At 34.1% G+C, this 25,905-nt stretch carries 23 protein-coding genes; 13 read left to right on the top strand and 10 right to left on the bottom strand.

The window, feature by feature from the left end:
* Window positions 1–19 precede the first annotated feature (19 nt).
* A complete protein-coding gene (gene gyrA / locus HQN62_RS10560) occupies window positions 20–2,638 on the bottom strand; it encodes a DNA gyrase subunit A (RefSeq protein WP_116795278.1) in 2,619 nt (872 codons plus the stop codon).
* A gap of 260 nt (window positions 2,639–2,898) precedes the next feature.
* Between gyrA and HQN62_RS10555 the strand changes: the two genes are divergently transcribed.
* The 3 genes from HQN62_RS10555 (at window position 2,899) to HQN62_RS10545 (ending at window position 7,589) form a co-directional block, all read left to right on the top strand.
* Window positions 2,899–5,466, top strand: a complete 2,568-nt coding sequence (locus HQN62_RS10555) for an ATP-dependent Clp protease ATP-binding subunit (RefSeq protein ID WP_116795279.1) — start codon at window positions 2,899–2,901, stop codon at window positions 5,464–5,466.
* A 139-nt stretch (window positions 5,467–5,605) separates the two neighbouring features.
* Window positions 5,606–6,976, top strand: coding sequence for a 30S ribosomal protein S6--L-glutamate ligase (gene rimK, locus HQN62_RS10550; protein ID WP_173504338.1), 1,371 nt, complete (start codon window positions 5,606–5,608; stop codon window positions 6,974–6,976).
* Window positions 6,977–7,073: 97 nt separating this feature from the next.
* Complete coding sequence (locus HQN62_RS10545; protein ID WP_116795282.1) at window positions 7,074–7,589, top strand: DUF421 domain-containing protein; 516 nt, start codon at window positions 7,074–7,076, stop codon at window positions 7,587–7,589.
* Between the two features lie 313 nt (window positions 7,590–7,902).
* Here the strand turns inward: HQN62_RS10545 and HQN62_RS10540 are convergent, their stop codons facing one another.
* The 4 genes from HQN62_RS10540 to HQN62_RS10525 form a co-directional block, all read right to left on the bottom strand.
* Entirely contained in the window at window positions 7,903–9,252 is a 1,350-nt protein-coding gene (locus HQN62_RS10540) for an inorganic phosphate transporter (RefSeq protein ID WP_116795283.1), read from the bottom strand.
* A gap of 29 nt (window positions 9,253–9,281) precedes the next feature.
* The gene (locus HQN62_RS10535; RefSeq protein WP_116795284.1) at window positions 9,282–9,926 is read right to left on the bottom strand and encodes a DUF47 domain-containing protein; all 645 of its coding nucleotides are present in this window, start codon (window positions 9,924–9,926) and stop codon (window positions 9,282–9,284) included.
* Between the two features lie 49 nt (window positions 9,927–9,975).
* Window positions 9,976–11,490: a histidine ammonia-lyase gene (gene hutH / locus HQN62_RS10530; protein WP_173504337.1), complete on the bottom strand. Its 1,515-nt coding sequence runs from the start codon at window positions 11,488–11,490 to the stop codon at window positions 9,976–9,978.
* A gap of 207 nt (window positions 11,491–11,697) precedes the next feature.
* Entirely contained in the window at window positions 11,698–12,783 is a 1,086-nt protein-coding gene (locus HQN62_RS10525; RefSeq protein WP_173504336.1) for a hypothetical protein, read from the bottom strand.
* A 731-nt stretch (window positions 12,784–13,514) separates the two neighbouring features.
* Between HQN62_RS10525 and thrA the strand changes: the two genes are divergently transcribed.
* The 7 genes from thrA (at window position 13,515) to HQN62_RS10490 (ending at window position 20,184) form a co-directional block, all read left to right on the top strand.
* On the top strand, window positions 13,515–15,962 hold the full coding sequence (gene thrA, locus HQN62_RS10520; RefSeq protein WP_173504335.1) for a bifunctional aspartate kinase/homoserine dehydrogenase I: 2,448 nt from the start codon (window positions 13,515–13,517) through the stop codon (window positions 15,960–15,962).
* A 97-nt stretch (window positions 15,963–16,059) separates the two neighbouring features.
* Complete coding sequence (locus HQN62_RS10515; protein WP_173504334.1) at window positions 16,060–16,983, top strand: homoserine kinase; 924 nt, start codon at window positions 16,060–16,062, stop codon at window positions 16,981–16,983.
* 122 nt (window positions 16,984–17,105) lie between these two features.
* Window positions 17,106–18,401: a threonine synthase gene (gene thrC / locus HQN62_RS10510; protein ID WP_173504333.1), complete on the top strand. Its 1,296-nt coding sequence runs from the start codon at window positions 17,106–17,108 to the stop codon at window positions 18,399–18,401.
* Window positions 18,402–18,730: 329 nt separating this feature from the next.
* Window positions 18,731–19,180, top strand: a complete 450-nt coding sequence (locus tag HQN62_RS10505; protein WP_173504332.1) for an SRPBCC family protein — start codon at window positions 18,731–18,733, stop codon at window positions 19,178–19,180.
* Between the two features lie 26 nt (window positions 19,181–19,206).
* The gene (locus HQN62_RS10500) at window positions 19,207–19,614 is read left to right on the top strand and encodes a VOC family protein (protein ID WP_116795289.1); all 408 of its coding nucleotides are present in this window, start codon (window positions 19,207–19,209) and stop codon (window positions 19,612–19,614) included.
* Between the two features lie 51 nt (window positions 19,615–19,665).
* Window positions 19,666–19,863 (top strand): YqaE/Pmp3 family membrane protein, encoded by a 198-nt coding sequence (locus tag HQN62_RS10495; RefSeq protein WP_116795290.1) that lies wholly within the window; start codon window positions 19,666–19,668, stop codon window positions 19,861–19,863.
* Between the two features lie 36 nt (window positions 19,864–19,899).
* Window positions 19,900–20,184, top strand: a complete 285-nt coding sequence (locus HQN62_RS10490) for a YciI family protein (protein ID WP_173504331.1) — start codon at window positions 19,900–19,902, stop codon at window positions 20,182–20,184.
* 104 nt (window positions 20,185–20,288) lie between these two features.
* Here the strand turns inward: HQN62_RS10490 and HQN62_RS10485 are convergent, their stop codons facing one another.
* From HQN62_RS10485 to HQN62_RS10475, 3 genes are all read right to left on the bottom strand, one after another.
* Window positions 20,289–20,672, bottom strand: coding sequence for a DUF3037 domain-containing protein (locus HQN62_RS10485; protein ID WP_116795292.1), 384 nt, complete (start codon window positions 20,670–20,672; stop codon window positions 20,289–20,291).
* Entirely contained in the window at window positions 20,650–21,444 is a 795-nt protein-coding gene (locus HQN62_RS10480; protein ID WP_173504330.1) for a HipA family kinase, read from the bottom strand. The genes HQN62_RS10485 and HQN62_RS10480 overlap by 23 nt, the downstream gene beginning before the upstream one ends.
* Window positions 21,445–21,552: 108 nt before the next feature.
* Window positions 21,553–22,005: a hypothetical protein gene (locus HQN62_RS10475; protein ID WP_173504329.1), complete on the bottom strand. Its 453-nt coding sequence runs from the start codon at window positions 22,003–22,005 to the stop codon at window positions 21,553–21,555.
* A gap of 379 nt (window positions 22,006–22,384) precedes the next feature.
* Between HQN62_RS10475 and HQN62_RS10470 the strand changes: the two genes are divergently transcribed.
* Window positions 22,385–22,702: a hypothetical protein gene (locus tag HQN62_RS10470; protein WP_116795296.1), complete on the top strand. Its 318-nt coding sequence runs from the start codon at window positions 22,385–22,387 to the stop codon at window positions 22,700–22,702.
* 67 nt (window positions 22,703–22,769) lie between these two features.
* Complete coding sequence (locus HQN62_RS10465; protein WP_173504328.1) at window positions 22,770–23,249, top strand: hypothetical protein; 480 nt, start codon at window positions 22,770–22,772, stop codon at window positions 23,247–23,249.
* An 80-nt stretch (window positions 23,250–23,329) separates the two neighbouring features.
* Here the strand turns inward: HQN62_RS10465 and HQN62_RS10460 are convergent, their stop codons facing one another.
* Entirely contained in the window at window positions 23,330–24,178 is an 849-nt protein-coding gene (locus HQN62_RS10460) for an NAD(P)H-hydrate dehydratase (protein ID WP_173504327.1), read from the bottom strand.
* 209 nt (window positions 24,179–24,387) lie between these two features.
* Between HQN62_RS10460 and HQN62_RS10455 the strand changes: the two genes are divergently transcribed.
* Window positions 24,388–24,969 (top strand): hypothetical protein, encoded by a 582-nt coding sequence (locus HQN62_RS10455; protein WP_173504326.1) that lies wholly within the window; start codon window positions 24,388–24,390, stop codon window positions 24,967–24,969.
* A gap of 204 nt (window positions 24,970–25,173) precedes the next feature.
* Here the strand turns inward: HQN62_RS10455 and HQN62_RS10450 are convergent, their stop codons facing one another.
* Entirely contained in the window at window positions 25,174–25,770 is a 597-nt protein-coding gene (locus HQN62_RS10450; RefSeq protein ID WP_116795300.1) for a hypothetical protein, read from the bottom strand.
* Window positions 25,771–25,905: the final 135 nt, after the last annotated feature.

The raw sequence follows: 25,905 nt of genomic DNA, 5'->3' as shown, positions 1-25,905 counted from the left end.
TTATTCTATTACTGTTTAATTATGCCTCATCATCAGCATCATCTTCATCTGAGTCATCTTCTTCTATTTCCTCATCATCCTCTTCCTCATCCTCTTCAATTGCTCCATCATCTTCTAGCACTTCCAAAACAGGTTTTACTCTTTCGATTGCTGCATCTTCAATAACATTCCCATCTTCATCTACTACCACTTCTGCAGCATCATCTTTCATTACTTTAGTAACAGCTGCAATTGAATCATTACCCTTGATATTGATCAATTTAACACCTTGTGTTGCTCTTCCCATAACCCTAAGATCTTCAACAGCCATTCGTATGGTCAAACCAGATTTATTGATAATCATCAAGTCATCAGCATCTGTTACCGCATTTATAGAAATTAATTTACCCGTTTTCTCAGTGATATTAAGAGTTTTAACTCCTTTACCTCCACGGTTTGTAATTCTATATTCGTCTAGACTAGAACGTTTTCCATAACCATTTTCAGCAACTACCAGAATTTCACTATTCATATCATTTACAGTAACCATTCCAATCACTTCGTCAGTTTCGTCTTTTAAAGTAATACCACGAACTCCAGAAGCTGTTCTTCCCATTGGACGTGTTTTGGTTTCTTCAAAACGAACCAATTTACCAGATTTAACCGCTAAAATGATTTGGCTTTCACCATTAGTTAATTTAGCTTCCAATAATTCATCACCTTCTTTAATTGTAATTGCAGCAACACCGTTAACCCTTGGTTTAGAATATTTCTCTAATGAAGTCTTCTTAACCTGTCCTTTTTTGGTCACCATTACAAGATTATGACTATTGATATACTCTTTATCTTTTAAATCTTGAGTACAGATAAAAGCTTTTACTTTATCATCACTTTCGATATTCACTAAATTCTGAATAGCTCTACCCTTTGCAGTTTTACTTCCTTCCGGAATTTCGTAAACACGCATCCAGAAACATTTCCCTTTTTGCGTAAAAAACATCATATATTGATGGTTCGTTGCAACAAACATGTGTTCCAAGAAATCTTGATCTCTTGTACCAGCACTTTTTTGACCAACTCCTCCTCTATTTTGTGTTTTATATTCGGATAAGTTTGTACGTTTAATATAACCCGCATGAGATATCGTAATAACCACATTCTCATCTGCAATCAAATCTTCAATACTTACATCTCCGCCTGAATATTCAATTTGAGAACGGCGTTCATCCCCGTATTTATCGCGAATTTCTGTTAGTTCTTCTTTTATCAGTGCAATTCTTAAATTTACATCTGCTAATAAAGCTTTTAAATGCTCTATTAACTTCATGATCTCATCATATTCTGATCTTAATTTATCTTGTTCCAGACCAGTTAATTGACGCAAACGCATTTCAACAATTGCACGAGATTGAATATCAGACAAATTGAATCTTTCTATTAATTTTTCTCTTGCTTCTTCTGTGCTTTTAGATGCTTTAATTAACGCAATTACTTCGTCAATATTATCAGAAGCAATAATCAAACCTTCCAAAATATGAGCTCTTGCTTCGGCTTTCTTCAATTCAAATTGCGTTCTGCGAGTAACAACATCGTGACGGTGCTCTATAAAATAATGAATCAAATCTTTTAGATTCAACATTTGTGGACGACCTTTTACAATTGCAATATTGTTTACACTAAAAGAAGATTGTAATTGTGTAAACTTATAAAGTGTGTTCAAAACCACATTCGGTGTAGCATCACGTTTTAATATATAAACGATACGCATTCCGTTTCTATCTGATTCATCACGGATATTAGCTATACCATCGATTTTCTTTTCATTAACCAAGTCTGCAGTACGTTTAATCATGTCTGCTTTATTAACCTGGTATGGAATTTCGGTAACAATAATAGATTCACGGCCATCCACTTCTTCAAAACCTACTTTGGCACGCATCACTACTCTACCTCTTCCGGTTTTAAAAGCTTCACGAACTCCTTCATAACCATATATTATACCTCCAGTAGGAAAATCAGGAGCTTTGATATGCGTCATTAGCTCGTCAACTTCTATGTCATTATTATCCATATAAGCTAACGTACCATTAATCACTTCAGTTAAGTTGTGAGGAGGCATATTTGTTGCCATACCTACTGCAATTCCGGTAGCACCATTTATCAATAGTGTAGGAACACGAGTCGGCATAACTGTCGGCTCTTCTAATGTGTCATCAAAATTCAGTTTAAAATCAACTGTTTCTTTATCTATATCTGCTAGAATTTCTTCTGAAATCTTACGCATTCTTGCCTCAGTATAACGCATTGCTGCTGGACTATCACCATCTACAGATCCAAAGTTACCCTGACCATCAATCAATAAATAACGCATACTCCATTCTTGCGCCATACGAACCATGGCATCATAAACAGACGTATCACCATGAGGGTGATACTTTCCAAGAACTTCCCCGACAATTCTTGCGGATTTTTTATGGGCAGATCTTGAATTAACTCCCAAATCATGCATTCCAAATAGTACTCTTCGATGTACTGGTTTCAAGCCATCTCTAACATCTGGAAGCGCTCTTGATACAATTACTGACATCGAATAATCGATGTAAGCTGTTTTCATTTCATCTTCAATGTTAATAGGAATTAACTTTTCTCCTTCAGACATAATATATACTTAAATTAAAATTATTTTGTTTTAAAAAATCCCGCTAATATAACCTTTCTCAATATGTTTTCACTCATAAACAGACAGAAATTTATTCGATTTATTAACAAATTTTTATTGGGATTTAGTTAATAAATTAAGTAGGCTTTAACTATATGGTCATCATTTTTTTTGTCACTTAGCGGTAGGAGTATTTAAAGGTATGATTTTTGCTTTTGATAATCTTATTCACTAAATTTACAATAACAATACCAAACAATATGGATGATAATTTTTCACCTAGAGTAAAAGACGTTATTACTTATAGCAAAGAAGAGGCTCTGCGCCTTGGACATGACTTTATAGGTACTGAACATTTGATGCTTGGCATTCTAAGGGATGGAAATGGTAAAGCAATTCACATCCTTAACAACCTGTCTGTTGATCTTGATCATTTAAGAAGAAAGGTTGAAATCCTAAGCCCCGCCAGCCCTAGCATTGATGTTAGTGTAGAAAAGAAAAATTTACATCTGACACGTCAAGCAGAACGCGCTTTGAAAACTACTTTTTTAGAAGCAAAAGTTTTCCAAAGTTCATCAATCAGCACTGCACACTTACTGTTGTGCATCTTGAGAAACGAAAATGATCCTACAACCAAGCTATTGAATAAACTTAAAATAGATTATGACGTAGCTAAAGAACAATACATCAACATGACTCCAAACGAAGACGATTTTTTAGAAAACTTGCCAAAAAACGAATCCTACAATGACGATTCAGGACAAGATGACAGCCTCAAGGAAGGTAATTTCAATAATCCTGCCAATAAATCAAATAAAAAATCTAAAACTCCTGTACTTGACAACTTCGGAAGAGATTTAACTGAAATGGCAGAAGAGGGAAAATTAGACCCTGTTGTAGGACGCGAAAAAGAAATAGAACGTGTTTCTCAAATTTTGAGCCGCCGTAAAAAGAACAACCCTTTGCTAATAGGTGAGCCAGGAGTTGGTAAATCTGCTATTGCAGAAGGTCTTGCTTTGCGAATCATTCAAAAGAAAGTTTCCCGTATATTATTCAATAAACGAGTAGTAACTCTTGATTTAGCAAGCCTAGTTGCCGGAACCAAATATAGAGGACAGTTCGAAGAAAGAATGAAAGCCGTTATGAATGAACTGGAAAAAAATGACGATATCATTCTTTTCATAGATGAGATTCATACGATTGTTGGCGCTGGAGGTGCAACAGGTTCACTAGACGCTTCCAATATGTTCAAACCTGCATTATCAAGAGGTGAAATTCAATGTATAGGCGCAACTACATTAGACGAATACCGTCAATACATAGAAAAAGATGGCGCACTTGAAAGACGTTTTCAAAAAGTGATTGTAGAACCAACTTCTGTTGAAGAAACTATTGCTATTTTGAACAACATTAAAAACAAATATGAAGATCATCATAATGTAATTTACACTCCCGAAGCTATTGAAGCTTGTGTTAAATTAACGAATCGATACATGTCTGAACGATTTTTACCAGACAAAGCCATTGATGCATTGGACGAAGCTGGATCAAGAGTTCACATTACCAATATTGATGTTCCAAAACAAATATTAGATTTGGAACGACAACTGGAAGAAGTTCGCGAATTGAAAAACTTGGTTGTTAAAAAACAAAAATATGAAGAAGCAGCTAAACTTCGTGATGATGAAAAAAAGATAGAAAAAGATTTAGCCATAGCACAAGAGCAATGGGAAGAAGATTCTAAAAACAATAGAATATTGGTTACCGAAGATAATGTTGCTGATGTCGTATCAATGATGACTGGAATTCCGGTAAATCGTATTGCACAAACAGAAAGCAATAAACTAGCCAAATTGCCTGAACTTATTCAAAATAAAGTAATTGGACAAAACGAGGCTGTTTTAAAAATCGCTCGTTCAATTCAAAGAAATAGAGCTGGATTGAAAGATCCGAACAAACCGATTGGTTCTTTCATTTTCTTAGGTCAGACAGGTGTTGGAAAAACACAATTAGCCAAAGTTCTTGCGAAGGAATTATTCGACTCGGAGGATGCACTGGTTCGAATTGACATGAGTGAATACATGGAGAAATTTGCGATTTCAAGATTGGTTGGAGCGCCTCCGGGATATGTAGGCTACGAAGAAGGTGGACAATTAACTGAAAAAGTTCGCAGAAAACCTTATTGTGTGGTCTTACTCGATGAAATTGAAAAAGCACATCCAGACGTTTTCAACATGATGCTACAAGTGCTTGACGATGGTTTTTTAACCGATAGTTTAGGTCGAAAAATTGATTTCAAGAATACTATTATCATTATGACATCTAATGTTGGAGCTCGTCAATTGAAAGATTTCGGACAAGGAGTTGGATTTGGTACTGCTGCTAAAATTGCACAAGCCGATGATAATTCTAAAAGCGTTATTGAAAACGCTTTAAAGAAAACTTTTGCACCCGAATTTTTGAACAGAATTGATGACGTAATCGTATTTAACACTTTAGAAAAAGAAGACATCAATTTAATCATTGAAATCGAGTTGAAAAAACTTTATGACCGCATCGAAGAGCTGGGTTATAAGTTAAAATTATCTGATAAAGCCAAAGCATTTATCGCCGATAAAGGTTTTGACAAACAATTTGGCGCTAGACCATTAAAAAGAGCGATTCAGAAATATGTTGAAGATACATTGGCTGAAGAAATTATCACTTCAAAAATTGCTTCTGGTGATGAAATCTTTATGGATATCGAAGATGGTTCTCAAGAATTAACGGTAAATATTCATAAAGCCGAAGAACCAAGAAACCAAGCTGAAGAACCTACTAATCAATAATTTAAAATAAAATATTACATAACAGACCCGTTACGTTTTAATAACATAACGGGTTTGTTTTTTATAGGATATTATCGTATTTTTTTAAAAACAAATATCTACATTTGATAGTTATAAAAAAGATCAACAAAATTAATTTATGTTTCAAAATAAAGTCATACTGGGTAGCGAAGAATGGTGCTCTTTTCCAGAATTAGGAATACCTACAATTAAAGCTCGTGTCGATTCTGGCGCAAAAACATCTGCTTTGCATGCAATCAATATTGCACCATTTATAAAAAATGATGCGAATTGGGTGAAGTTTGACATAAATCCTATACAGAACAATATAAAAACTGTTATCCATTGTGAAGCTCCTATGGTTGACAAAAGGATTGTAAAAAGTTCTAGTGGCTTTAGAGAACACCGCTATGTAATTCAGACTAATATTGCCATTGGAGATTCGAAATGGCCTATTGAAATGACCCTTACAAATCGTGATTCAATGGGCTTTAGAATGCTTTTGGGACGAGAAGCCATGAGCGGAAGAATATTGGTTGACCCGGAACAAAAATATCTTTTAGGACAACCTACCACAGAAAGTCTTGTTGAATTATATAAAAATTCAGAAAAAGCAAGCTCAGGTTTAAGAATAGGCCTTTTAGCAAGTAATCCTGAATTGTACAGCAACAAAAGAATTATGGAAGCTGGAGAAATGCGTGGTCACGAAATGCATTTTTTGAATATCAAAGAATGCTACATGAAACTGGATGCCAAAACTCCAGAAATTCATTACCGCGGTGGAAAAATATTAAATCAATTTGATGCTATTATTCCTAGAATTAGGCCGAGTATCACCTTTTACGGTTGTGCCTTAACTAGACAGTTTGAAGCTTTAAAAGTGTATTGTTTAAACTCATCTACAGCTATCACACAATCGAGGGACAAACTTTTTTCTTTGCAATTGTTATTAAATCACGGTGTAGATATCCCAACGACTGGATTTGCCAATTCTCCATTAGATACTGATAATTTAATCAAAATGGTTGGAGGTTCTCCTCTCATTGTAAAATTACTGGAAGGAACGCAAGGAAAGGGTGTTGTATTGGCTGAAACTAAAAAAGCGGCAGAAAGTGTAATTAACGCATTCAAAAGTCTTAATGCTAATATATTGGTACAAGAATTCATCAAAGAAGCCAACGGAAAAGATATCCGTTGTTTTGTAATTGATGGAAAAGTTGTTGCCGCAATCCAAAGAGAAGCCATGCCAGGTGAATTTAGAGCCAATATCCATTTGGGTGGAACAGCATCGGTAATTAAAGTTACCGCTGAAGAAAAAAGGATTGCCATAAAAGCGGCCAAAGCAATGGATTTAAAAGTTGCTGGTGTGGATATTATCCGCTCCGCAAAAGGGCCTTTATTACTTGAAGTAAACTCTTCACCAGGGCTTGAAGGAATTGAAGGTGCTACCAATAAAGATATTGCCGGAGAAATGATTAAAGCGATTGAGAAAAACTTTAAGATAAAATAGAGCGGGAAATAACAATGACAATATCAATGACAATATCAATGGCAAATTCTAAATTCTAAATTCTAAATTCTAAATTCTGAAATCTGAAATCTAAACTATGAATCCCTACCTAGACATCGTCATTCGCAGTGCAGCTGTATATTTATTCATGGTTATTGCGTTGCGTATTTTTGGTAAAAAAGAATTATCCCAACTCAATACCGCTGATGTGATTTTGATTCTACTGATAAGCAACTCCGTTCAAAATGCGATGGTCGGAAACAACACAACACTTTGGGGAGGTCTAGCAGCAGCAACAATACTTTTTGGGATTAATTTCATCTTAAAGAAACTAATGTACCGTTACCAAAATTTCGGTGAATTCATGCTTGAAAAGCCAGAAATTCTAATTCACAACGGAACTTTAGATTTCAAAAACTTGAGTAAGTTAGACATCACTTCGGATGAATTGAAAGAAGCCATGAGAGAGCATGGGGTAGAATCTTTTAAGGATGTAAAACTGGCAATGCTTGAAATTGACGGGAACATAAGTATCATAACAGGCGGAAATACGCTAAAGCAAACCCATTACAAGCGTAGAAAAAACCATAAAAATTTAATCCAAGGCAATTAGAGGTTTCCATAAAATCTTCTGAAAATTATTTTCTTCCAAAACAGCAACTATCAGAATAGAATTAAATTTCAATTTTTGAAAAGCTGATAAAAGCACTAAACTAGTCATTTAGCCCAGATGGAAACGGCATCTCCCGATATAGAAAAACAAGGCTTTTTTGCCGTAGTTTTTATTAATCGGGAATACAGTGGACAGCTGGAGAACTGCTGATTATTGCTGAACAGGTCTTTGCTCCAAAAAATATAAAAGTAAATTTTAAGGCATAAAAAAAACCATTCGGAATACGAATGGTTTTATATAATGTGTATTGTTTTTACAAAAATATATTCAGAAACCAATATACTAGCGCAGCCAATAATGCTGAAACAGGAATCGTTAGTACCCAAGCCCAGAGTAAACTCACCGTTACACCCCAACGAACAGCTGAAATACGTTTCGTTAATCCAACTCCAATAATAGATCCTGTAATAGTATGCGTTGTACTTACCGGCACTTTAAAATGTTCTGTAAAATAAAGCGTCAAAGCTCCCGCGGTTTCAGCAGCCACTCCTTCAAAAGAAGTCACTTTGGTGATTTTAGAACCCATTGTTTTCACAATTTTCCAACCCCCACTTAATGTTCCAACAGCAATAGCCGTATAACAAGCCAATGGAATCCATTCAGGCATTGCTCCTTTTATACCTTTATCATCATCTGGAAGAACTACTTGCAACCAATCTGGAAGATTCATAATATCGACACCGCTAGTTTTGATATAAACCGCCACAGCCGCAGCAATAATTCCCATTACTTTTTGTGAATCATTTCCACCGTGACCTAAACTAAAAGCTGCTGAAGACAGTAATTGCATTTTTTTCAAAACTGCATCCGCTTTGTGTAAATTTAAACTACTAAATACTAAAGCAAATGTTGAAATCGAAAGTATTATAAAAGCTACCAAAAACCACTTAATATTATGAGATTCAAATACAACACTCCAAAAAACAGAAGATTCAAAACGAGGTTTTTCGATTTTTTCGAACGGAACCATTTGGCTATAAACAAACCAAATTGACAATATCATTAATCCAATTGTAAACAATTTAGGCAAAATCCTTTTTCTGGAAGCATTCAACAACCAAATAGAAATTAAATACGACATAAAGGCTCCTAACAAAGGGGCAAGAACTATAAATGCAATAATAATCACTACTCCAGAAGGCATACCACCATCTTTTCCTGCTTTGTACCAACTTACAATATCATACCAATGTCTAGTGTGCTGAACTCCATCTTCAATTAAAATATAATCTGAAAAACCATGCACTGTAATTGCATGAGCAATCGCAGCACCGGCAAAACCGCCAATCAAAGTATGTGAAGAACTGGAAGGAATTCCTTGCCACCAAGTAATTAAATTCCAAACAATTGCCGCTACAACACCTGCAAGGATAACGACTAAATCAATTTGACTTGAATCGGCCGTTTTTGCAACGGTATTTGCAACACCCAAGCCAAAAACCCAGTAAGCCAAAAAGTTAAAAAAAGCTGCCCAAAGTACCGCTTGGAAAGGCGATAAAACCTTGGTTGCAACAACAGTAGCAATAGCATTTGCAGCATCATGGAAACCATTGATGTAATCAAAAATTAATGCTAGAACTATAATAATTATGAGTAAAGTCATATCAATATCTTCAAATGAATAGAATTAAATTAAGAATGTTTTACTGTAATAGATTCTAAAACACTGGCAACACTCTTACATTTATCAGTTGCTGATTCTAAAACTGACAACACTTCTTTATATTTAATGATATTTTTGGCATCGGTTTCGTTTTCGAAAATCTCAAAAACAGCTTTGTTATATACCATATCCGACTTGTTTTCCAACTTATTTATTTTAGCACAAGCGTTGGTGATCGTTTTCATATTGCTCAAGTTTTTCAACTCTTTTACCGCAACATCAATATTTTGACAGGCCTCTAGATTGATTTCTGTCATTTTACGAATTGACTTCGTGATTTTATCCACCTGATATAAACGCATTCTTGAAGCGGCACCATGAAGATAATCGGCTACATAATCAATTGAAGTGATTAGGGAGTGAATATCTTCCCTGTCAAAAGGAGTAATGAAATTTCTACTCAATTCTAAATTGGTTTGACGTGTAATGTCTTCACCTTTTTGTTCTAATTCATCTATTTTAAGAAAAAGAACTTCTCTTTCTTTCAATGGAAGATTTACGGCTTCGTGCAAAATTGAAGCCAATTCGATTAAATTACTTGATGCTTCTTCGAAAAGAGGAAAGAATTTTTTGTCTTTTGGAACTAAAAATTGAAAAATACTATTTAATGACATTTGTTTATGTTTTAGTAGTGCAAAATTACTTCATTATTTAAAGCTAATGTTAAGCTAATGTTAACAAATCCTCTTCGATTTGAAAACTATTCAGGAAAGACACTGTTTTCTCAATATCATAATGAAGAATTCTGTCTTCTTTTACCAAAGGAACTTCACTCCTGTAAGATTTTAAAAACATTTCTATAAAATCACTTGACTGCAAAGGTCTGCGGTATTCGATCGCCTGAGAAGCATTCATCAATTCGATAGCCAAAATACGTTCCAAATTATCCATCACACGCAAACATTTGGTTGCTCCATTTGCTCCCATGCTCACATGATCCTCCTGACCATTACTCGAAACTATACTATCTACGCTTGAAGGAGTTGCCAGTTGCTTATTTTGACTTGCAATACTTGCGGCAGTATATTGCGGAATCATAAACCCTGAATTCAATCCTGGATTATCAACCAAAAACGCCGGAAGATTACGCAATCCAGAAATCAATTGATATGTTCTACGCTCAGAAATACTCCCTAGTTCTGCCAAAGCAATTGCCATAAAATCTAAAGCCAAAGCCAAAGGCTGTCCATGAAAATTTCCACCCGAAATAATCTGGTCACTTTCTATAAATATATTTGGGTTATCGGTTACCGAATTAATCTCCGTTTTGAATACTTTTTTCACATAATCAAAAGCATCTTTTGAAGCACCGTGAACTTGTGGAATGCAACGGAAAGAATATGGATCTTGAACATGCGTTTTAGGCTGTTCGATAATTTGACTTCCATCCAGAAACTCCTTTACTCTTTTCGCTGTCGCAATTTGACCGTTGTGGGGACGGATATAATGTATCAATTCATTAAAAGGTTCAATTCTGCCATCAAAACCTTCCAATGATATTGTTCCAATTAAATCGGCTAAAAATGAAAACTTGTTAGCTTTCATTAAGATATGTGCACCATAGGCACTCATGAATTGAGTTCCATTCAATAATGCCAAACCTTCTTTTGACTTTAAGACAATAGGTTCCCAACCAAAATGTTTCAATACTTCGCTTGAATGCACTTTATTATTCTCAAACCAAACTTCTCCTTCACCCAACAAAGGCAATGATAAATGTGCCAAAGGTGCTAAATCTCCAGATGCTCCAAGTGAACCCTGAGTATAAATAACAGGCAGTATATCATTATTGTAAAAGTCAACCAATCGCTCCACTGTTTGCAATTGTACTCCAGAATGTCCATAACTTAAAGATTGAATTTTAAGCAACAGCATCAGTTTTACAATATCGTTTGGCACTTCCTCCCCTGTTCCACAAGAATGCGACTTTACAAGGTTTTCTTGAAGCTTAGAAAGGTTTTCATTTGAAATTTTTACATTACAAAGAGATCCAAAACCAGTATTGATTCCGTAAATAGGCTCAGAATGAGAGGCCATTTTAGTATCCAAGTATTTTCTACACTTAAGGATATTCGTTTTTGCAGCCTCTGAAAGAGCAATTGATTTATTATGAGAAATAATTTCTTGTAAGACTTCGAAAGAAAACAATTCGGTACTTATATAATGTGTATTCTCCATTTTGTTTGAATTTAAGAGTTCAAAATTCTACAAATCAATATTAAAAAGCAATGATTTTTGATAATAATTTAAAATTTAGAGTGAAATAAAAAATAAAACAAGAAACATATGATATAATAAATTACAAAAGCAACTCTAAACAAGTTGCTTTTGTGATATTGTATTCCAAATTAGATTAAGTTTCACAACTAAATAAAGCCAATTTTATTAATAAGTATAAGTGTTTATACTAGAAAGTTTTTCCGGGTTAGTTCCACTTTTTGTATACAATTTATTGATTAATATACTACCATTTAAATTATAAGTAATCTCGTTTCTCGTAGTATGTACAGTTGAAGATGTATTATTATTACTTACAGAACTAATTTCATTATTTTGGTTTGACCACCATAAAGTATAATTAGAAAATCCTAAAACATTAGAAAACGGGTTCTTTTTAGTATCAAGACTATATTCAATAGTACTCGTTTGGAGAGGACTACCGATATTCACAATAGAAGATTCCTCTTTTATCAAGTTCCCATTCAAAACGGTATAAACATTTGATCTGCCAGATGGTTCCAAAACTCCTGAAAAAGTCATATATTCAGTACTAGATACAATACCATCAACATTATAATCAAATAATAACCTATAAATAAATGTAACATTTTGAGTATTCGTAAGAGAAATCATTTTATTTTTATCATTATATAAATATACCGTCGAACTCTGAACAACACCCGCTTTATCTACTGACTCCAATTTTGTTATTAAATTTCCTGTATAAGTGTATATGTCTTTATTATCCTCTGTCGGTGTAGTGCTTCCAGAACTCAAATAGGTACTTGAAACACTAATTAATTTAGTAATATTGATTGGATCATAAGTAAAAGTAGAAAAGCTTTTGTATTCAGTAGTCATTACATTATTAACATCATAATTATAAACTTCAAAAGTTCTTGTTTTAGGGACTTCCAATACTACTTTTTCAGAAGCAATACCTTTTGGACTTTCTTGACCTGACAAATTTACTGTAACAGTATATGTAAAAGCTCCTGTAGTAGTTAAAACATCTGTGAATTTTGCTTCCGTAAGTGGAGTTGAATTAATTTTTACTGGATTGTCATTTCTATAAATATTATATGTAATTCCTGTACCTGCTACAACTGGCCAAGTAACATTTATTGAATTTCCATCTAAAACCGCTTGAGCTGTAGTTGCCGATGGTACAACAATTGGCGAATCATCATTGCTACTGCAAGATACTAGGGTAAAAAAAGCAATACATAATAATGCAATCTGTTTTTTCATTATAATATTTTTAGAATTATTTTTAGCCAAAATAGTATAATTTTTACAATTACTGGCAAAAACAGAATAAATACTTTACATTAATAAAAACTTAAATTTATTAATTAAATCTAAAATCATGATCAAAAAAAAAATAATTATCACACTACGATGAATGTCCCTAAATAATTCTTAAGAGCAGAAAATAACGAATTTAAAAAACTTATAATTTTCATTTTCATCATTACAACATTATACACAAGCCTATTTTACTACAAGTTGTAACTTAATCTAAAGAAAATCATCATAGAAAATCACTTCCAAAAAGAGAATAAATCAAAGATAATCTCAATAAACAAAGAAATAAATTATACAATATTAAATTTGAATCCATATTGATTTTAAATATTAAACTATTCGCAAAAATACCTCACAAAGCTTTATTTTTTGATGAAAAACTGTACTTTTGAAAAATCAAAAATGAAAAATTTTAACAGCACATATCATCCTTCGATAACAACTCAAATTTGGGTTGCACTTGCTGTTAAAACTACATCTACTACAACTACTACCCCTTAGGGGTATACATTTTACATATAATCCAGTTGCTGTACTTTTTTCTTAAAGAAAGAAAGTCATGGGTGTATAGAAGCCTTTTGCAATTAAAATAATAAAACACAATATAAATATCGTTTAGATTTAAAATAGCGATACTAAATTACATTAAAACAAATACATAATAATATCTACATATGAAAGTATTAAAATTTGGCGGAACTTCGGTAGCCAATGCAGAAAACATAAAATTAGTTTTAGATATAGTCATTAATAAAGCACAAGACGAAAAGCTTGTTGTTGTGGTATCCGCCTTGAGTAAAGTAACCGATTTATTGCATTTGGCTGCATCCAAAGCGGCTGCAAATGATGAAAGCTTTAAAGATATTGTTACCGAAATCGAGAAAAAACATTTAGAAGCACTTAAACAACTTATTCCCGTAAGTGAACAAAGTGGATTGTTAAGTCATATCAAAAGAATCATAAATCATTTAGAAACATTGCTTGATGGTTGCTTTCTATTGGGAGAATTATCTCCAAGAACTCTGGATACCATTCTAAGTTTTGGAGAATTATTATCTTCTTATATTATTGCCGAAGCCTTAAAACAAAAATTAAAAAACAGCCGTTATAAAGACAGCCGAGAACTGATTAAAACTAATAATCAATTTGGAAAAGCAGCAGTAAACTTTGAACTTTCAAACCAGCTTATTGCAGATTTTTTTGCATCTAATGAAAACCAAGTAGTTGTGATGCCTGGTTTTATTGCCACTTCTGAAGATGGTATCAATACTACTTTAGGACGTGGTGGTTCGGATTATACAGCAGCTATTATTGCAGGAGCATTAAATTCAACAGATTTAGAAATTTGGACAGACGTAAACGGAATGTTTACTGCCAATCCAAAAATTGTAAAACAAGCGCAACCAATAGCTACAATATCGTACCAAGAAGCGATGGAATTGTCTCATTTTGGCGCCAAAGTTCTGTACCCGCCAACAATCCAGCCTGTCTTAAGAAAAAATATTCCTATTTTCATTAAGAATACTTTTGAGCCAACAGCCGAAGGAACTTTGATTTCCAATACTATTGTACCACATACAAACCCAGTAAAAGGAATTAGTCACATCGACAACATTACTTTGATAACCCTAGAAGGTTCCGGTATGATTGGAGTTGCTGGTTCTTCCAAAAGACTATTTGAAGTTTTATCTAATGAAAGCATCAACGTAATTTTTATTACTCAAGCTTCATCCGAGCATTCTATATGTATCGGTATTTTAAATTCAGATGCCGAAACTGCTGAAATAGCTATCAATAAAGCTTTTCAAATAGAAATTGCACAAAACAAAATTGATCCTTGTATTGTAGAACAAAATCTTTGCATTATCGCTTTGGTAGGTGAAAACATGAAAAATCACCAAGGTTTGAGTGGAAGAATGTTTAGCACTTTAGGAAAAAACAATGTCAATATTCGTGCGATTGCACAAGGTGCTTCGGAAAGAAACATCTCAGTTGTTATCAATGAAAGAGATGTCAAAAAAGCGTTGAATACTTTACACGAAAATTTCTTCGAAGAAAATACTAAACAATTAAACCTATTTGTAATGGGGGTTGGAAATGTAGGTGAGAAATTCATCGAACAAATCCATCAACAGAAAAAATTCTTAAGAGAAAATTTAAAAATAAACGTAAGAGTAATTGCAGTTTCCAACTCCAGAAAAATGTATTTTGATGAAGACGGAATGCCTTTGAAAGAATGGCAATCGCTTCTTGAAAAAGGAGAAACAGCCAACAGAGAACAATTTATTGCGAATGTAAAAGCGCTCAATTTACGTAACAGTATTTTTGTGGATATCACTGCCAATGAAGAAGTATCAAAAACATACGATCAGTATTTAAAACAAAACGTTGCTGTAGTAACTTGCAACAAAATTGCTTGTTCATCGGCTTATGATAATTACAAAAACCTAAAAAGTTTATCTCGTAAATTCAATGCGCCTTTCCTTTTTGAAACTAATGTTGGAGCTGGATTACCAATTATAGATACAGTAAAAAACCTAATCGCTTCTGGTGATAAAGTACACAAAATACAAGCCGTTTTGTCAGGTAGTTTAAACTTTATTTTTAATAATTTTGATGAAAACAACACTTTTCATGACGTGGTAAAAGAAGCTGGAATTCAAGGATTTACAGAGCCAGACCCAAAGATTGATTTAAGTGGTATTGACGTAGCTAGAAAGATACTTATTTTGATTCGTGAAAGCGGTTATCAAATGGAAATTAAAGATATTGAAAACAAATCTTTCCTTCCAAAAGACTGTATGGGAACTACTAATAATGAGGCTTTTTTCGCTTCATTAAAAGAACATGCAAAACACTTTGAATCCATTTTGGCAGAAGCCAATCAAAAAGAAAGCAGACTAAAATTTGTGGCTCAATTTGAGAATGGAAAAGCAAGTGTAGGATTGCAATTCATCCCGAAAGATCATCCATTTTACAATTTGGAAGGAAAAGACAATATCGTTTTATTCTACACCGATCGTTACGTTGATCAACCGTTATTGATAAAAGGTGCTGGTGCAGGAGCAGCGGTTACAGCTTCTGGAATTTTTGCCGATGTGATTAGAATAGGAAATGTTTAAAAATTAGTTTCCAGTTTAATGTTTCAAGTTAAGACGTCTTCAAACAAACCTCTTTTAAACCTGAAACTTTAAACTTTAAACCTGAAACAAAATAACAATGACTGAAATAAAAATATTTTGTCCCGCCACCATTGCGAATCTTTCGTGCGGTTTTGATGTACTTGGACTTTGTTTAGCCACTGCCGGCGATGAAATGATTGTTCGTAAATCAGATGTGAAAGGAGTTCGTATTACTAAAATTGTAGGTGCAGATTTACCATTGGAAACTGAAAATAATGTTGCTGGCGTTGCTGCATTGGCGATGTTGGAGGAAATCGAAACTGAATTTGGTTTTGAGATTCAAATCTACAAACATATCAAAGCAGGAAGCGGTATCGGTAGTAGTGCTGCCAGCTCTGCGGGTGCTGTATTTGGCATTAATGAATTGCTAGGACGACCTTTCACTAGAAAAGAATTGGTGAAATTTGCCATGCAAGGTGAAAAATTAGCCAGTGGCAATGCCCATGCAGATAACGTTGCCCCTGCCCTTTTGGGAGGTTTTACATTGGTAAGATGTTCAAATCCCTTGGATATTATCAAAATTGAAAGCCCATCAGAATTATACGCCACAGTGGTCCATCCACAAATTGAACTAAAAACATCGGATGCACGCTCGGTATTGAAACAAACTGTATCCCTAAAAAGTGCCATTACCCAATGGGGAAATGTAGGCGGATTGGTAGCAGGATTATATACTCAGGATTATGAGTTAATCGGTCGCTCTTTACACGATGAAATCATAGAACCTATTCGCTCTATGCTGATTCCGGGATTTGATTTAATCAAGCAGACCGCTTATGAAAATGGAGCTTTGGGTTCAGGAATTTCGGGTTCTGGCCCTTCAATTTTTGCCTTAAGCAAAGGAAAGGAAAACGCCGATAAAATTGCCAAAGCAATGAGTGCCGTTTACGAAGAAATGAATTTACCTTATGAAATTCACGTTTCTAAAGTGAATGATGAAGGAATGAAAATAATAAGTTAGCAGTAAAAAGTTAGCAGATTAAAATAATTTAAGAATTATGATTAACGATTTTTGATTTGTGATGTAACTTCTGTTGCGGAAATCTTAAATCAAAAATCGTTAATCTACAATCAAAAATCACAATGAAATATTACAGCTTAAACCACAATGCACCAAACGTTTCTTTTCAGGAAGCAGTAATTCAAGGATTAGCAACAGATAAAGGATTGTATTTTCCAGAAACCTTAACACCATTAGCACCAAGCTTTTTTGATAGAATCGAAAGTTTATCTCACGAAGAAATTGCTTTTGAAGCGATTAAACAATTTGTGGGAGACGAAATCCCTGCAGAAACTTTAAAACAAATCATAGCCGAAACTTTGTGTTTTGATTTCCCATTGGTGGAAGTTGAAAACGGAATCTATTCCCTTGAATTATTTCATGGTCCAACTATGGCGTTCAAGGATGTAGGTGCAAGATTTATGTCTCGTTGCTTAGCCTATTTCAACAAAGACAACAAAAACAATAAAAATACAGTGCTTGTAGCGACTTCCGGAGATACGGGAGGAGCTGTAGCCAGTGGTTTTCTTGGCGTAAATGGTGTTGATGTCGTGATTCTTTATCCTTCGGGAAAAGTGAGTGACATACAAGAAAGACAATTAACAACTTTGGGACAGAATATAAAGGCACTTGAAGTAGACGGTGTTTTTGATGATTGCCAAGACATGGTCAAAAAAGCGTTTCTCGATAAAGATTTAGAGCACATTCACCTGACCTCTGCCAATTCAATCAATATTGCGCGTTGGTTACCACAAATGTTTTACTTTTTCTTTGCTTACAAAGCATTGAAAGCACAAAACAAACCATTAGTATTCTCTTGCCCAAGCGGAAACTTCGGAAATATTTGTGCGGGTATTATTGCTAAGAAATTAGGATTGCCTATCGAGCATTTTGTGGCTTCCACCAATGTAAATGATACGGTTCCTAGATTCCTTGCCAACGGAATTTACGATCCAAAACCATCTATTGCCACTATTTCGAATGCTATGGATGTTGGGAATCCAAGCAACTTCGTTCGTATTCAGGAGATGTACCAAAACGATTTGGAGCAATTCAAAAAAGATTTTACTTCATACACTTTTACCGATGCAGAAACTCTGGTTGCGTTAAAAGCCATTTATAACGAAAGAGGCTATATCGCCGAACCGCACGGAGCTGTTGGTTATTTAGGATTGAAAAAAGAATTACAAAACATACCAAACGCAATTGGTGTTTTCTTAGAAACGGCACATCCTATTAAGTTTTTGGATGTGGTGGAACCAGCTTTAGGAGTTACTTTGCCTCTACCAACACAAATAGAAAGCGTGATGAACAAAAAGAAAGTGAGCGTAAAAATCTCAACTTATGATGAATTGAAGGCTTTCTTGAATTCAAAATAATTCTTTCAAAAAAAAGGTTTTCAAACCATATAAGTAATATAAGACCATTTAAGTTTTGCTAGTGATTAGTGAAATTTAAATGGTTTTACTTTTTATACAAAAATAATCTCAGCCCAACTAAGTATTCACTGTTATGCTTACCAAAATCTCCCGGCTTCACCACACGCGCTGAGCAAACAAAACATATCTACAATCAAAATAACAACCCACTGTAGCAAATAAACATTAGCCTTTATAATAAACAACACTCACCTACAAACAAAAAATTTAGCCAACTAGAAAAATTTAATCCAAAAAACATTAAATTTAACTCTTTAAAAAAGAACACCATGGCAAATAATAAAGTTACACTTCACAGAGTCTTCACAGCACCTCCTGAGAAAGTTTATAAAGCATTCACAGATGCGGATGCAATGGCGTCTTGGTTACCGCCTTATGGTTTTGTCTGCAAAGTACATAGTATGGATATGCAAATTGGCGGGAAATACAAAATGTCGTTTACCAATTTTACTACAGGTAGTAGTCATTCATTTGGTGGCGAATATTTGGAAATTATACCTAATGAACGATTAAAATATACAGACGTGTTTGACGACCCAAATTTACCGGGACAAATGATTACCACAATCGAACTACGAAAAGTACTATGCGGTACAGAACTTTTTGCAACACAAGAAGGAATACCTGATGCAATACCAACTGAAATGTGTTATTTAGGCTGGCAGGAATCATTAGATAAATTAAAACGTTTGGTAGAACCAAATATTCCAGATGCTTAACTTAATAAAACTAAAAAATTAAAAAAATGGCAAAACAAATTTTTATCAATTTAGCAGTAACTGATTTGCAAAAATCGATGGCCTTTTATACTGCATTAGGCTTTACAAACAATCCTCAATTTTCGGACGACAGTGGAAAGTGCATGGTTTGGTGTGAAAACATTTTTGTGATGCTTTTGACACACGAAAAGTTTTCAGGCTTTGCTACCAAACCTATTGCAGACACAAAATCAAGCGTAGCAGGACTTTTTTCATTATCGACTGAAAGTGTTGATGAAATGAACAGCATTATGACAAATGGACTAAATGCAGGCGGAACAGAGCCGAGTGAAATGAAAGACTATGGTTTTATGCAACAGCGAACTATCGAAGATTTTGATGGACACACTTGGGAAATTTTCTATATGGATATTTCAAAATTCCCAACAGCATAGGAAGACATAACGTAAAACAAATAATTGACTTTCAGACAACTCAAAAATACTATGACCTTAATTGCAATATTCTTTCCGTTTGTTTCTTTCTTTTTGAGAGGCAGAATACTCACCTCTATTCTCTGCCTGATTTTGCAAATAACTTTAATTGGCTGGATTCCCGCAGCAATTTGGGCTGTTATTTCATTGCAAAACTCAAGAGCTGATAAACGCAACAATAAGCTCATTAGAGCATTGAAAGTAAAATAGCGGACAGTAATAAAGCATAACTAGAAAACACTCCATATGTTTATTATTTCATTATCCTATAAAAAAGACATCAGTGAAGTAGATAAATTTATCGAAGCACATATTCAATTTTTAGACAAATATTATTCGGAAAAGAAATTCATTTTTTCAGGAAGAAAAAATCCAAGAACAGGAGGTATCATATTAGTTCGTAATGTGGACAGAGATACCCTTCAGGAAATTATTAAGCAAGATCCTTTTTATCAAAATGAAATCGCTGACTATGAGATTACCGAAGTAATCCCGACCAAATATGATGAAGACTTTGCTCTTTTTATATAAAGAAAAAACTTTAATAAAACCTTCTTCATTACTTGTAAAAAGAGCCTAAAACAATTACTATTTTCTATTTTGGGTTTACGCTCAAATTATAAAAATAATTGGAGTTACAAAACCAATTCTTCAAATAAGCGTTGAATGGTTTTATCCAAATCCGTACAAAAACCCGAATGCGGTCTGGAAGTTTGAATCGCCGAACTTCGGATAGCGGTCAGCCAACGAAAACGAGACGGAATATCGAACTCGCCAATTGGTCCTCCGCCTTTTCCTCCATCTGCGATCTTTTGAAAAGAGGCTAAGTTTAATTCGAGTTGTTCCAAATCAAAATCTTCCGAAAACATCAGCAATTTAGCCTCATTAACAGAATAGAGCATTTTTATGAATTTGGCGCTTTTGCAAAACAGAATAATGCCTACATTCAGGAATTCTTCGCGTTCTACCCTTGGCACAACGCGAATAACGGCATATTCATATAAGTTTTTCTCTTGCATTTTGGGCTTCATTTATAAAAATTTCTGAATGATTCAATCTCGTCCATAAAAACTGAAAGTAAACGGCTCTAATTTCGTCAGGAGTTTGTTCGGTATCTTCCCAATGGAGCCAATCTTCCGGAATGTAATCGACAATATCCTGCAGTATTTCTTTGGTAAGCAACTTTCTAAAAGCAACATCAGTTGCTGCCAATTCGGTTGCTTGAGGCAATAAAACATGGTCTTTTATTAAGGCAAAAGGACTTTTGGCATGCGTTTCCCAAGTATTCCAAGAATGATGAAAATAAAGTGACGCTCCGTGATCAATGAGCCATAATTCTTTGTGCCAAATAAGCATATTGGTATTTCGGAAAGTACGATCAACATTGGTAATAAAAGCATCCAACCAAACTATTTGCGAAGCCAAGTCCGCAGGCAGTTTTGTCACAACGGGATCAAAAGTAATGGCTCCCGACAAAAAATGTAGTGCCAAATTGAGCCCTTGGCTGCCTTGCAATAAATCCTGAATTTCCTCATCCCCTTCGGTACGGCCAAAGGCTTCGTCGAGATTGGCAAATACCAATTCGGGCATTTTAAGATTTAGAACTCTTGCGATTTCACCGCCTATGAGTTCGGCAATCAAAGCTTTTACGCCGTGTCCCGCACCCCTAAATTTCAAAACATATTTAAAATCATCATCCGCTTCGGCAAGAGCAGGCAACGAACCACCTTCCCGCAGAGGCGAAATATAGCGCGTAACATTTACGGTTCTTAATTCAAGTGGTTTTCTCATAGTATGATTTTACGAACTACAAATTTACAAATTACTGCTCTTCGATTCACACTTTCTGGAATAAGGTTGCTTATTTTGTCTTGTAAACAAAAAGCAATCCACAAAAAATTATTTACTTGACTGACTTTTTTCTATTGGTTTAAATAAAAAATTAGATTCTTTGAATTCCAATGTCCCTTTCACATAGAAGGGTATTGTCATATAGGTCGAAATTATTCCTGTTCCCTGTTTTAATTTTTGATTCTTTTCCAGTAAAACAAAAGGGACTCTTTTTATGTCTCCACCATAAGATCTGTAACAAAAGTCACCTCTCAATGTGTCTCCAATACGATTTCCACGAACGGCTCCAGAATCTTTTCCTAAAAGTCCATATTGGATTTCATATTCACCATAAAAAGTATTTTTTGTAAAAACTAATGATAAATAAGCTGTTGAATCTCCTTTTGAAGCTTTGTAAAATTTTTTAATAGAACTGTTTTCTCTCTTGTTGCAGCTATGCAGCAAAAAAATCACAGCCACCACAAAAAACATTTTTTTCACTATATGTTTATTTGTTCCCATTTCCATCGAATAAATTGACAGGGCAAATATAAAATATCAATAAACAAGCTTGGCTTTTTTTTGTAATTTCCAACAAACTTCTTCCCAAATTAAATACCAGTTGGTTACTTATTTGAAGAAAAAAAACAAAAATCGCTGACAAAAAACTATTAATTGAAAAAGATTTAAGTTTTACCAATTCACTAATAGATATCAATGTCAATTTTAATAGGGCATCATTGAAATTATAGCTATATTTTAAGACATCACCTCTGCTCCTGAAAAGGCAATATCCCTAAATAATGCTTTTTTTAAAGCAATTAATTATTCAATGAAATAATAGACAAAACTCTGTTAAAATCCTTTGACTTTATTGACGTTTAAATATATATTTACAAATATGAAAACAGCTCGTAGAATAGCACTTTACACCCTTTGCTTACTACTAACCCTTTCTTGGGTTACGCCGTCTGTTTCAAATATTATAAAAACATCCACCGAAAAAAAAATTACCGATAAAAAGGAAGCAATGCCAGAAAACAAATCGGAAGTGGAGGAGAAAAAAATTGAAATAATTTTAGACTTTCCAACTCCTTTTAACATTCCTTTTCAAACTATAGTTTCAACAGACTTTTACTTTAGTAAGGGGACTGCCCTACCACAATCGGTAATCTTGGATTTATCAAATCCACCTCCCGAATTTCATTTATTTGCCTAAGATCAACTTCCGAAACTAATTAGCTTCGGAAAAATTTTTACACAATTAAATTAAAATTCAAACATATATGAAAACGATATTCACGATTGCACTCACTTTATTTACCTCATTTCTATTTGCTGACGCTCATATTATTGTAAAACAAAATGGAGAAAAACTTGAAGTAAATTATGTAACCACCAAAAACAACACGGTTTATTATTCAGTTCCTGGAAACAGTACCCTAAATGAAATAAGTCTTTTTGCCATTGAAAAAGTAATTGATAAAAAAACAAACAGTTTAATTATTCATAACAACAAAATAGATGTTTCTGGAAAGGCAGGATATAAAAAAGTACAATTTTTAACAAAAGATCAAACAACTGGTTTACAGCAAGGAGCGATTTTAAAAACCATAATTCACAAACCAAAAGGATTCACAAAATCAGATTGGATTGCAGAAGCTTCGACAAATATAAAAAAACAGGCCGCAAAACAGGGTTTTCCTTTTGTAGTGATTACCAAACAAACCGATTCAAAAATAGAAGTTATGACATACACCTATTAAACAGAACTTTTAAAAGAAACCAAAAAGAGACAAGTCATTAATTCTTGTCTCTTTTTTGTACGCAAATAATTTATTAACGTTTAATTTTCCAAACTCAAATAGGCTCTCCCAATATTTGCAATAATATCTGAAGCAATAAAAGACTGATAACCCGTTTCTGGCAAAGCAATATCGGCGGTTAAACCATGAAGGTATACGCCTAGAATAGCTGCATCGATAGGTTTATAAGATTGCGCCAAAAGACTCGTAATCATCCCTGTCAGGACATCGCCGCTTCCGGCTGTGGCCAGAGCAGCGTTCCCAGTTGTATTTACATAAATCATTTCGCCGTCAACAATGTAAGTTGGCGCGCCTTTCATCACAATCACAACTTGATTTACTAGCGAAAAAACGACAGCCTTGCCAAACATTTCCTCTTTGGTATACCATTTCCCTATCAATCGTTCTAATTCTTTTGGATGCGGAGTCAAAATAGTTCTAGGCGAAACCAAAGCTACCCAAGACGGGTTATGTGACAAAATATTCAGGGCATCGGCATCGATAACGAGCGGAAGACTTGTATTCGACAGAAAATCGTGAAGTGCTTTTTGAGTTGCCATTTTCTGTCCCATTCCGGGACCTATCCCTATTGCATTGACATCCAAATTCAGGGCAATCTCCGAAATATACTTTTCATGGTCATCCGTCACCACCATCACTTCGGGAACGGAAATTTGTACAATATCATACCCGCATTGCGGTACAAAAGCGGTAACCAATCCGCAACCCGTTTTCAGCGCCGCTTTCGATCCCAAACACACAGCACCTATCTTTCCATAGCTCCCGCCAATGATCAAAGTATGCCCCTGCATCCCTTTGTGGGTATATTTGTCAATGGTTTTGTAGCGTTTTAGAATTTCATTACGATCAATCAGAATAGGACTATTCATAAGATGTATTTTCCATTAAAAGTACGAAATTCTGAAACCAAATTTTTAAATTATATCTTGTTTTAAATTCTAAAATCTCTTACAGGCAATCATTCAACTATACTCCGCAGATTCAGAAATCAATTGTAAACATTAACTTATTGTTCGGTTAACATTACAGACGTGAAATTAAAATATTTTTGCGATATATTAACAAAACAAATATTTTAATGAAAAAACTATTCCCAATCGTCATTGCACTACTTTTTGCTTTTAATGCCAATAGCCAATCCAAGAACTACGCCTCTCTAAAAGTGAAAATCGCCAACCTTGAAGTCGATTCTTTGGTTATTATCTCGTACAAAAATCCAAATTTCAAAAAAGTCATCAAAGCGGATAGCGACGGTGTTTTCAAAGATACGATAAACGTAAAAGCTGATAAATATTATGTAAGCAATTGTTCGAATGTTTTCCCTAATGGGATCTATCTAAATAATGGATATGATCTAAAGATTACTGTTGATGCTAAAGCCCCTGGAAAAACAATGGCTTTTAGCGGAAAAGGTGCTACAGAAAATGAATTTGTAACTACTTTTTCCAAAAATGAAGAAAATTTTGATTACGAGTCCTTAATGCAATTGGACCAATCTGCATTTGATAAACAAACAGAACAAATACGATTGAATCTATTTGCTACCCTTGACAAGAAAAAATACGCCTCTGATTTTGTTGTTTACCAAATTGGTTATTTAGACAACTTCATCGAAATGAAAACCCAAGCATATAAAACCATTCTGGAGGAGCGAAAATAAAAATCTGTTTGCAAGAATAACTTTGGCTTTGCCACTATCTATAATTCTTCCCTAGCTTTCGATGTGTACATACCCTGTTACATTCTACGACAAAACATCACATCGATAATCAAAACTACTGAGAAATAAGTTTTCACTCAGTAGTTTTTCTTTCTAAAAATGTCTCAATCTGCAAAAAATTAATTAAGACCAAAAAAACAACTTCTATTCTCTTACAATTATTATGCTTGCTTTATAACCCTTTCCAACATTCCATTGGTCAGACATTACGCTAACTCCTTTATCGTCATAAACTTCAAATTGTGCAGTATTGGGAGGAGCAAAGCCTTCATTCAAAGCTTCAATGTCTATTCTGTTAACACCTTTCTCAAGCTTTATTTCAAATTCTTTATAATCGCCCTCCAAAACAACCTCCGGGACAATTACTTTATTATTTAAAAATACTCTTATGTAGTCCCCATCCAAAAACGCAGCATCACGATAACGTATTTTAGATGTTAAAGATTTAGTTTTTATACTACCTAAATATTGATTTTTTCTATAATAAACACCTTCTGTATTAGCCTCTTTTTTATAGTAATTGATGTCATTAAAAAGCTTTTTTGGATCAACTAACGAAGAATCAGGTTTTTTCACAATATCAGGCGGCGTAACTTTTGGTGAGATTTCTTTAGGAGGAATCTCTTTTTTCTTTTTGGTTTCTTTGGGTGGAATTGGTTTGTATTTAGCATTAAATTCTTCCTGGGCATATCCGCTCAAGGATATGCCAATCATAATAACAAAAAACAATATCCTTTTCATATAAATGAATTATTTATTAGCGTTCCAATTGCTATACTTTTAATTAATTTGAATATTTTCAAAACCATTTAACAAATACAATCGGACTCTATTTAGATAACAGACTTTTCATGGAATTTATTGCATTTTTCTCAA

The sequence above is a fragment of the Flavobacterium sp. M31R6 genome, assembly GCF_013284035.1.
Lineage (GTDB): Bacteria > Bacteroidota > Bacteroidia > Flavobacteriales > Flavobacteriaceae > Flavobacterium.
This window is presented reverse-complemented; position numbering and strand designations above follow the sequence as displayed.